Origin of the sequence: Nocardia aobensis NBRC 100429 (assembly GCF_000308375.1) — a bacterium.
Lineage (GTDB): Bacteria > Actinomycetota > Actinomycetes > Mycobacteriales > Mycobacteriaceae > Nocardia > Nocardia aobensis.
This window is the reverse complement of the sequence record NZ_BAFQ01000056.1, coordinates 43,035-49,993: the sequence shown is the minus strand read 5'-3', so window position 1 is coordinate 49,993 and position 6,959 is coordinate 43,035. Positions and strand designations below refer to the sequence as shown.

The window sequence follows — 6,959 nt, the reverse complement described above, 5'->3', positions numbered from 1 at the left end:
GTGGAACGAAACGCGTTCACGCGCAATCGCATTCGGCCGGCTCCGCCCGGCCGGCGCGTCACAGCCGATAACACGCACATCGGCAGCCGGGGGTACGCGGGTTACCCGGCGGAGTCGAGCGTGGCCGACGTGGCGGTATCCGCGGCGAATGTCGCCGCGGATACCGCTCGGCGTGGGACAGGCCGATTCGAGCGGCTAACCGGTCACCTTCAGGCCCACCACCCCGGCGACGATCAGCAGCAGCAATACGATCTTCACCAGCGAGGCCTGCTCGGCACCGGTCATCATCGCGTACAGCACGGTGAGCGCGGCCCCGATGCCCACCCACACCGCGTATGAGGTGCCCACGGGCAGTGTGCGCATGGCATAGGCGAGACCCGACATCGAGGCGACGAGCGCGGCCGCGAAGACCAGCGACGGCACGAGGCGGGTGAAGCCGTGTGACTTTCCCAGCGCGGTGGCCCAGACGGCTTCGAAGACTCCGGACAGCACCAGCACGATCCACGCCATAGTCAGCATTCCTTTCGGAAATACCGTCTTGTCGGGACCCGGGTACGGTTGCGATCGTCCGGTCGGCCGCAGAACGCGACCCTTGTTCGTTCAGCGCCCACGACCGAGCGGAAATTCCCGGTCATCTGTGGTCGGGATGACAGGATTTGAACCTGCGACCCTCCGCTCCCAAAGCGGATGCGCTACCAAGCTGCGCTACATCCCGTTTCCGTCCAGCGGTTGCGCTGGCGCCTCCCGATGGACGGGATCCGGCGGCCGGGAATTGCCGACAATCCCCACCTCGGAGCGGGTGACGGGAATCGAACCCGCACCATCAGCTTGGAAGGCTGAGGTTCTACCATTGAACTACACCCGCAGGCATACGACACCAATGGGATCGCCACGATGTCGTCTGCGTGTAGGACTGTACCGAACTTCACTTCCGGAATGCCAATCGCACACCCGGTTTTCGCCCGGCGCGTCCACCGGGCTGCTCACCGGCGCGCCGAACTCCCCCCCGGAGCAGGCCCGTAGCGATTGGACAGCAAACTTCGACGACGGAACTTCGAGCGCGGCGATGCCGAAGTGGCGCATCGCGCCCACGAGATATCGCGCCACTCACCCCCCGACCGGACTCTCGCAACCTGCTGTGATACTCGTCACCGGCGGCTCGCCGCCACCGCGCGGACCGGGATCCCGCGTCAAGGCCCCTGGCCTGCGATAAGAACGTTTCACGAAGTCCTGCGCACTCAGGAGTGAACATCCCCCGCAACACGCCGCGAGCGACACGCTGAGGCAAGGTGTAACGCCGCAGGCCCGGAGTCGATCACACTGCCGATCGCCATTCGTGACTTATCGGAACAGGTTGTAAAACAGCGTTTTTCGGTGCCGAGTGGCTTGCTAGGATCCTTTTTGCCGGACGGGGGTATCTGGAAAGGGGGCGGTGAGCGTGCGCCGAAGGTGTACTCGACCGCGAAGCAGTGAGCGCGTTCCGGAGGGCGTGACCGGCCGGAGCGCCGGCGTCGACGACGTCTGCGCGAGGTGATCGGCGATGCCTGCCGAACTCGACACGCAGACCGCCGCGAACGTCGCGGCGACGACACGGGACTGGGTTCGTGCCGTCTATGCCGGCAGCGGGCTGACAGTCGAGCCCGAACACCTCGAGCAGGTGTTCGCGGCCATCGTCGACGAATTGTTGAATCTTGCACAGTCCGAACCGTTTCCGGTTCCGGCCGCCCGCGCGATCGGGCGACGGCTGGCCGAGGCGCCCTTCGATCGCACCCGCATGCTCGCCCCCGCCACCAGAGCCCTGCTGGGCTTCGCGCCGGGTGAACCCGGCTCCCTGGTGGCGACCCGGTGGCCGTTCGTGGCCAGCCATGCCATCGACAGCTATGCCGAGGCCCTGCAGCAACGCGCCCTCGCTCAGCAGGAGCGCAATCTGACGGCAGCGGTCTCCGTGCGCGTACAGGAGATCGCGGCGCTGCAGAACCGGCTGCGGCACGAGGCGACCCACGACGCACTCACCGACCTCGCCAACCGCTCCCTGTTGCAGGAACGCGTGCGTGTGATGGCCACCGACCACACCCGCGGCGTGGGCCTGCTGCTGATCGACCTGGACGACTTCAAGCAGATCAACGACGGCTACGGCCATTCCGTCGGCGACGAGGTGCTGGTGGAGATCTCGCGGCGGCTGCGCGCGGCCTGCCCGGACGAAACGGTCGTATGCCGCTACGGCGGAGACGAATTCGTCCTCGCCCTGCCCGCCCGGCGCAACACCCTCGCCGAGGTGGCGATGCGCGTGCTGACCGCCCTGCACGATCCGGTGCCGACCGATGCCGGACCGGTGCCGGTGTCCGCGAGCGTCGGCACCGCCTTCTCCCCACCCGGGCGACCGTGCGACTTCTCCGATCTGCTGCGCAGCGCGGACCGGGCGATGTACTCGGCCAAAACGGCCGGCAAGCGGCAGTTCGCACTTTCCGAGCTCGGCGATTCCGGCGGCGAGCCGGGCGGTTACGACGCCGCCCGACTCGCCTACGACGCCGCCGTCGCGGGCTGAGAGCAAGCCTCGGGCAAACCGCCGACGCGTACTCTGGTCGATGTGTGGCTGCTGCTGATCCTTCTGGTCGTCGTCCTGATCGCGTGTGTCGCGATGATGGTCGCGGGGCGCTCGAACCAACGCACCCGGGACAACAACCAACTCGCCGACGCGAAGGCCGACGCACGCCGGTTGATCGAACGCCTCGGCGGCCAGGTCTACAACCTCACGGGGACCGACCAGGCCTCCAAGCAGGCGCTGGCGGATGCGGGTGAACGACTCAACGCCGCCGGATCGCAGATCGATCAGGCCACGACCGTCACCCAGGCTCGGCTGGCCAAGGAAACCGCGATCGAGGGCCTGTACTACGTGCGCGCGGCCCGCACCGCGATGAATCTCGATCCCGGCCCACCGGTCCCCGAACTGGACGGACAGCGGTCCGCCGGACGCGTCACCGAGGACCGCACCGTCGACTTCGACGGCCGCAGCATCGAAGCGTCGCCGACGCCTTCTCCGCAAACTCCGAACTACTATCCGGGCGGCCGGGTCGCCGGGCGTCCGGTCCCGGCCGGCTGGTATTCCGAGCCGTGGTGGAAGACCGCGCTGGTGGCCGGCGCCTGGGGCGTCGGCTCGGTGCTGCTGTTCGATGCGCTGTTCGGCGGTATGCACGGCGTCGGCTACGGCGCGGCCGGTTTCGAAAACGGTTACGGCGCAGGCTATGACGCCGGATTCGATGCGGGCCAGGATGCCGGGCAGGGCTTCGACGGCGGGGACCAGGGCGGATACGACACCGCCGGATACGACGGCGGCGGCTACGACCAGGGTGGCGGCTACGACCAGGGTGGCGGCTACGACGGCGGCGGCTTCGACGGGGGCGGCTTCTTCGACGGCGGTGGCGGTTTCGACGGAGGCGACTTCGGCGGATTCGACGGAGGTTTTTAGCTTTCCGGTAACCGGAAGTTGCGCCTCCGTTTACGTTGTGTTATCGATCTTCAGTGTTGATCGACCACGAGGCGAGGGTAGTTCCCTCGTCGTCGTTATCCGGGGGTGGGAAAAAGCCCCGAGCAGGAGCCGCTGCCGCAGTCGTCGGCGCTGTGGTCCTGCTCACCGTCGCCCAGGTGTGGGCATCCGCGCACGGCGCCCTCGGGCCCTTTCGTAGTCTCCTCGCCGATTACGCGGCCGACCCGCAATCGGCGTTCGTCACCTGGGCGGGCCTGGGCCTCGCGTGCGTCGGCGTGCCCGCGCGCGTGCGCGTCATCAGCCTCGCGTCGGCCGCGGTACTGGACCTGCTGGTGCTCGGCGTGCAGGCGCTGTGCCACTGGCACCTCTCGATCGGAACCGGCCCGACGCTGGTCTTGACCGCGCTCGTGCTGACCGTCGCTCGGTGGCGTGGCCGGCGACGGCGGATCGCCCTGCGCGCCATCGCATTCGGTGTGTTGCTGATCATGGCGTCGAAGCTCGCCGACACCTGGCTGCTGGTGAGCATCTCCGCCGGTCCGCGCGTACTGGATCAGTACGTGCAATATGCCGATCGCGCACTGGGAGATCCGGCGTGGGTCGTCGGCAGCCTCCTGGACGCGGCGGGCCCGGTCCCGTCGACCGTGTTGCACGCGGTGTACATCCAATTGCCGGCGGCCGCCGTGGTGGTCGCGGTGTGGCAGCTGCGCAATGTGACGACGAGGCCGTGGCCACGGCACAATCTGTTGCGCACCTTCCTGGTACTGGGCATCGTCGGGCCGCTCGTCTACGTGCTGTTTCCCGTGGTCGGCCCGGTCTTCGCCTACGGCCCGCTGGGCCACGGCCTGCAGATCGGCGACTGGCCGCACACGGTGCCGGCGATCACCGGCACCCCGGCGCCGATGCTCTTCGACGCCGGCACCGCCCGCAACTGCATGCCGTCGATGCACACCGCTTGGGCCACAGCACTGTTCGTGCATTCGCGCACCGGGCCGCGGTGGCTGCGCTGGGGCGGTGCGGTATGGCTGGTGTGCACGCTGCTGGCGACGCTCGGCTTCGGCTACCACTACGGCTGCGATCTGGTGGCGGGTGCGGTCCTGTCCCTCACGGTGGAATCGGCACTGCGCGAACCCGATCGTGGCTGGGACAGCAAACGGATTCACATGGTGACCCTCGGCGCCGGGGTTTTCGCGGGGCTGCTGCTGTCCTATCGTTTCCTCGCAGAGACCATGGCCGCCCATCCGTTGCCGTCCGGACTCGCGGTCCTGGCCGCACTGGCGGCCGTGATCTCCCTGTTCTACACGACGTGGTTCGCCGCGCCCGAGCGCCGAACGGCGAACATCGAAAGGTCGGTCTCAGCTTCATGATCACGGTGCGGGCGGAGCGGCGTCAGCTGCTGCGCCAACAGCATTCCGACGATACGAGATATTTCCCCCGCATCCCGATCCTGATCGGACTTCTACTCTCGGTGTCGGCTGCCCTGCTCATCTCGGCGTTGCACGGTTTCCTCGATCTGCAGGTGTATCGGGTCGACACCCTGGCCTGGTTGCACCACGGCGCACTGTACGGGCCGCCGCTACCGGTCGCCGGCCACACCGACCTGCCGTTCACCTATCCCCCGTCGGCAGCGCTGCTGATGACTCCGCTGGCCGTGATGCCGCTCTGGCTCGCGGAGGTCGCGGTGACGGCCAGTTCGCTGGCCTGTCTGTGGGTGACGATCTGGCTGGTGCTCTCCCGGGTCCGGCCCGAGCTGAACCCGCGGTCGAAAGCGACTCTGATCACCCCCGTCGTCATCGCGATGGCGGCGCTCGAGCCGGTGCACACGACACTGTGGTTCGGGCAGATCAACATCATTCTGATGGCCGCGGTCGCGCTGGACTGCCTGACCGAGAAGCCGCGCTGGCCCCGCGGCGTGCTGATCGGCATCGCCGCCGTCACGAAACTGACCCCGGCGGCCTTCGTGCTCTATCTGCTGATTCGCCGGGACTGGAAAGCGGCGGGAACGGCGGCGGCGACCGCCGCGGGAGTGGTGCTCGCCGGATTCGTACTGTTCCCGCGGACATCCACGCAGTACTGGCTGCACGCGATCGTCGACACCGGTCGCATCGGGGCGCCCTACTACGCCGGCAACCAGTCCCTCAAAGGCATGATCTACCGGCTCGGCCTGCCCGAATCCGCGGCCGCGGCGGTGTGGCTGGGTCTCGGGCTCGCCGTCGCCGCCGCCGGCGCGGTCGCGATGTACCTGCTCTTCCGCGCCGAGCGCACCGCCGCCGCCCCGATCACACCCGGGAACGCCCCCGCGATCACGAGGCTCTCGGTTGCCGCGCTGCTCGTGAATGCCGCTGTGCTGCTGCTGGTTTCGCCGGTGTCGTGGACTCATCACTGGGTGTGGGTGGCACCCGCGCTGGTGACCGCCGCGTTGTGGTCCACCAGCAGATCCGCCGCGGCGGTGGCCGGCGCGATCGCCGCCGTCACCGCACCGTTCCTCATCGGACAGGTGCTGGTGCCGGGCGGTGGCGACCGGGAGCTCACCTGGAACTGGTGGCAGCACCTACTGGGCAACACCTACGTCCTCGTCGCCGTCGCGCTGCTCGGACTCGCGCTCACGCGTCTGCTCCGGCGGCGCGCCGCGGCGATACCGGCGACTCAGGCCGGCTGACAGGTGGGGCACCAGAACAGGTTTCGCCCCTCGAGCACGGCATGCGCGACGGTGGTCGCACAGATCCGGCAGGGCTCACCGGCTCGGCGATAGACGTAGGTGCGCGGTTTGCCGACCGCATACGACGGCGCGCCGCGGTCGTGTTCGGGGCGCACCACCACGATGGCGCCCTTGCGCACGCCGACCTTCATCAACGCGACGAGATCCGCCCACAGCGCATCCCACTCCCCGGCCGTAACGGCGCGGCCGGGACGTTGCGGTGAAATGCCGTGCCGGAACAGCACTTCCGCTCGATAGACATTGCCCACACCCGCCACCACCGACTGGTCCATCAGCAGCGCCGCGATGGACCGGTTCGAACGGCGGATCCGCTGCGCCGCCCGATCGGGATCGGCGTCGCGCCGCAGCGGATCAGGGCCGAGCCGGGCGGTGAGGACGTCGGCCTCCGGTGCGTGCAGGACCTCGCACGCGGTCGGACCACGCAGATCGGTCCCGTACAGCGTGGCCGCGGACTTACCGGCGCCGATCATCCGCATCCGCACCTGGCCGACCGGATCGCTCAGCGGCGCGGGCGATTCGGTGAAGGTGCCGTAGAGACCGAGATGCACATGGACGATCAGACCCGAATCATAGTGGTGCAGAAGATGTTTACCCCACGCCTCGGCCTTGGTCAGGGTGGCTCCGTCGACCAGGGCGGCACCATCGGCGAAGCGCCCCTGCGGGCTGGAAACCCGCACGACACCGCCGGCGAAGCGCTGCTGATGCAGCTTCGCCAGGCGATGCAGCGTATGTCCCTCAGGCATCTCCCGAATTCCGTTC

Annotated in this window: 6 protein-coding genes, 2 tRNA genes and 1 riboswitch; of the genes, 4 read left to right on the top strand and 4 right to left on the bottom strand. The window is 68.4% G+C overall.

The features are described from left to right. Positions 1-195: 195 nt before the first annotated feature. The 3 genes from RJ03_RS07405 to RJ03_RS07395 all read right to left on the bottom strand — a co-directional run bounded on the left by RJ03_RS07405 (position 196) and on the right by RJ03_RS07395 (position 865). Positions 196-510 carry a DMT family transporter gene (locus tag RJ03_RS07405; RefSeq protein WP_036499373.1) on the bottom strand — a complete coding sequence of 105 codons (315 nt, stop codon included), beginning with the start codon at positions 508-510 and terminating at the stop codon, positions 196-198. Between the two features lie 17 nt (positions 511-527). Further along, positions 528-595, bottom strand: a riboswitch (guanidine-III (ykkC-III) riboswitch). Positions 596-638: 43 nt separating this feature from the next. Beyond that, positions 639-715, bottom strand: a tRNA-Pro gene (locus RJ03_RS07400). Positions 716-794: 79 nt separating this feature from the next. Then, positions 795-865: transfer RNA gene (locus tag RJ03_RS07395), tRNA-Gly, on the bottom strand. Between the two features lie 675 nt (positions 866-1,540). Here RJ03_RS07395 and RJ03_RS07390 point away from each other — a divergent pair. The 4 genes from RJ03_RS07390 to RJ03_RS07375 are packed head-to-tail and all read left to right on the top strand — an operon-like array spanning position 1,541 to position 6,140. Next, positions 1,541-2,545, top strand: a complete 1,005-nt coding sequence (locus tag RJ03_RS07390; protein WP_036499371.1) for a GGDEF domain-containing protein — start codon at positions 1,541-1,543, stop codon at positions 2,543-2,545. Between the two features lie 33 nt (positions 2,546-2,578). Then, on the top strand, positions 2,579-3,466 hold the full coding sequence (locus tag RJ03_RS07385; RefSeq protein WP_036499367.1) for a GA module-containing protein: 888 nt from the start codon (positions 2,579-2,581) through the stop codon (positions 3,464-3,466). Positions 3,467-3,519: 53 nt separating this feature from the next. Next, complete coding sequence (locus RJ03_RS07380) at positions 3,520-4,848, top strand: phosphatase PAP2 family protein (RefSeq protein ID WP_083870654.1); 1,329 nt, start codon at positions 3,520-3,522, stop codon at positions 4,846-4,848. Further along, positions 4,845-6,140, top strand: a complete 1,296-nt coding sequence (locus tag RJ03_RS07375) for a glycosyltransferase family 87 protein (protein WP_083870653.1) — start codon at positions 4,845-4,847, stop codon at positions 6,138-6,140. Before RJ03_RS07380 ends, RJ03_RS07375 begins: the two co-directional genes overlap by 4 nt. Here RJ03_RS07375 and RJ03_RS07370 read toward each other — a convergent pair. Further along, positions 6,128-6,943 (bottom strand): Fpg/Nei family DNA glycosylase, encoded by an 816-nt coding sequence (locus RJ03_RS07370; RefSeq protein ID WP_036499361.1) that lies wholly within the window; start codon positions 6,941-6,943, stop codon positions 6,128-6,130. The two genes, RJ03_RS07375 and RJ03_RS07370, sit on opposite strands and share 13 nt — an antisense overlap. Positions 6,944-6,959 lie beyond the last annotated feature (16 nt).

Coding starts and splice junctions, on each gene's coding strand:
- RJ03_RS07405 (WP_036499373.1), bottom strand. CDS start 510: ATGGCGTGGATCGTGCTGGTGCTGTCCGGAGTCTTCGAAGCCGTCTGG.
- RJ03_RS07390 (WP_036499371.1), top strand. CDS start 1,541: ATGCCTGCCGAACTCGACACGCAGACCGCCGCGAACGTCGCGGCGACG.
- RJ03_RS07375 (WP_083870653.1), top strand. CDS start 4,845: ATGATCACGGTGCGGGCGGAGCGGCGTCAGCTGCTGCGCCAACAGCAT.
- RJ03_RS07370 (WP_036499361.1), bottom strand. CDS start 6,943: ATGCCTGAGGGACATACGCTGCATCGCCTGGCGAAGCTGCATCAGCAG.